Annotated in this window: 1 protein-coding gene and 2 pseudogenes; all 3 read left to right on the top strand. The window is 33.9% G+C overall.

Annotation, left to right across the window (positions count from 1 at the left end):
- A pseudogene (locus tag U881_RS12860) lies at positions 1-655 on the top strand (hypothetical protein); the annotation flags it as partial.
- The gene (locus U881_RS11630; protein WP_024653794.1) at positions 628-873 is read left to right on the top strand and encodes a hypothetical protein; all 246 of its coding nucleotides are present in this window, start codon (positions 628-630) and stop codon (positions 871-873) included. The pseudogene U881_RS12860 and the gene U881_RS11630, both read left to right, overlap by 28 nt.
- Positions 848-1,563 (top strand): annotated as a pseudogene (locus U881_RS11625) (hypothetical protein); the annotation flags it as partial. The gene U881_RS11630 and the pseudogene U881_RS11625, both read left to right, overlap by 26 nt.

The following is a 1,563-nucleotide window of genomic DNA, read 5'->3' as shown; positions in this document are numbered from 1 at the left end:
AGGGTTTAAGAATTCTATAAATTTTGTTATAAGTGGCTTTCAAAAGTTTAGAGAGATTATAGCCTATGTTCGTGGTAAATTAATCGATGGGTTTGATATTGCTTTGGATTTTGTTATGAGTGGCTTTGGGAAATTAAAAGAGACGTTTGTTTCGTATATTGTAAAACCCATAAGCGATGTGACTTCATCAATGACAGATCTTTTTGAAAGTCTAAAAGATCTTGTAGCCTATCTTAGTGATAAATTTCTTGAGGGATTTAAAAATGCTTTTAATCCTATTGTTAAGACATTTGAAAAGCTTATTTCATTATTCAAATCACTTTGGACTATAATAATGAGTCTTTTTGAAAAGAAAGAAACTTCGTTGGATCCACCTGTTGTTTCGGAAAAGAAGGAGGGGCCTAAAGAAGAAGATAGAGTAAAAAAGAAGGATGCGAGTTTTAAAAATAATTTGAATAAGAGTCTGATTGCAGATTACCAAGATCTGCAGAAACGGATTTTTCATATGCAAAGAGAGGTTGCTTTAAAACCTTTGCAAGAGCAAGAAAATGCAATGCGTCGTTTGCAGGTTGAAATTGATCGTCAGAATAAGGCATTCATAAGTAAATATGGTAAAAATTTAAGGATTTGGATGATGCTAACAAGAAGACACTAGCTGGTATAGAAAAACAGGTTAATGATTTTGCTAAGTCTAATCACAGTTTTGTGAATGATCATAAGGACTTACAGAATGAAATAGCAAAACTTCATAGAGAAATATTGTTGCTTCCATATGAAGAACAGGAAGCTAAGATGAAAGAAGTTGCTAATGTTMTTAATGATAAAAATAAGGCATTTATAGATAAATATGGTAAGAGTTTTGATTTCTCTTAATGATGCGAACAAGAAAGTACTGTCTGATGTAGAAAAACAGGTGAATGAGTTTGGAAAGACTTCGATTGACAGAACGTTTGTAGATGCGCACAAAGAATTGCAAGAGAAAATTACTAAAATGCAATTCGATGTTATGATGCGTCCTTTAGTTGAACGGGAGAAGGCAACTTCTGATATGCAATCTCAAATCTCAGAGCTTTACAGAAATTTTGCAGAATCACATAAAGGTGAGTTTGACAAACTTAATGACGCAAATAGGAATACTCTGCTTCAGATTGCAAGTCAGGCAGAAAGTAAAGCAGAAGAAATGGCTGAAAATTTGGGTGATAATTTCAGTTCATTGGTTGAGAAGTTTTCGAATATTGCTAACAATATTGCTAATAAGGTTATTACTGAGGATTTAGGAAAAAGTGTTGCTCAAGGACCAGCCAAAGTTGCAGATACTGCGACTAGTGCATTGCTAGATGTTTCAAAGGATGTGTTATCGAGTTTTGGGCCTTGGGGAGCAGTGGCTTCTTCTGTTTTGAGTTTTACTGTGGGACTTTTTAAAGGTTTTGAAGCTGAGAGAATCAAAGCTATAGAAGAACAGAGAGACAAAGATTTAGAAGCATTAGAAAAACGAAGTGAGATCGAGCTTATGCGACTTGAAGAAGGGTTTGATAAAGAAATTGCAATGAGAAAAGAAAAATT

It is taken from the genome of Borrelia persica No12 (genome assembly GCF_000500045.1).
Classification (GTDB): domain Bacteria; phylum Spirochaetota; class Spirochaetia; order Borreliales; family Borreliaceae; genus Borrelia; species Borrelia persica.
The sequence above is the reverse complement of the archived record's forward strand: the minus strand, read 5'-3'. Positions and strand labels throughout refer to the sequence as shown.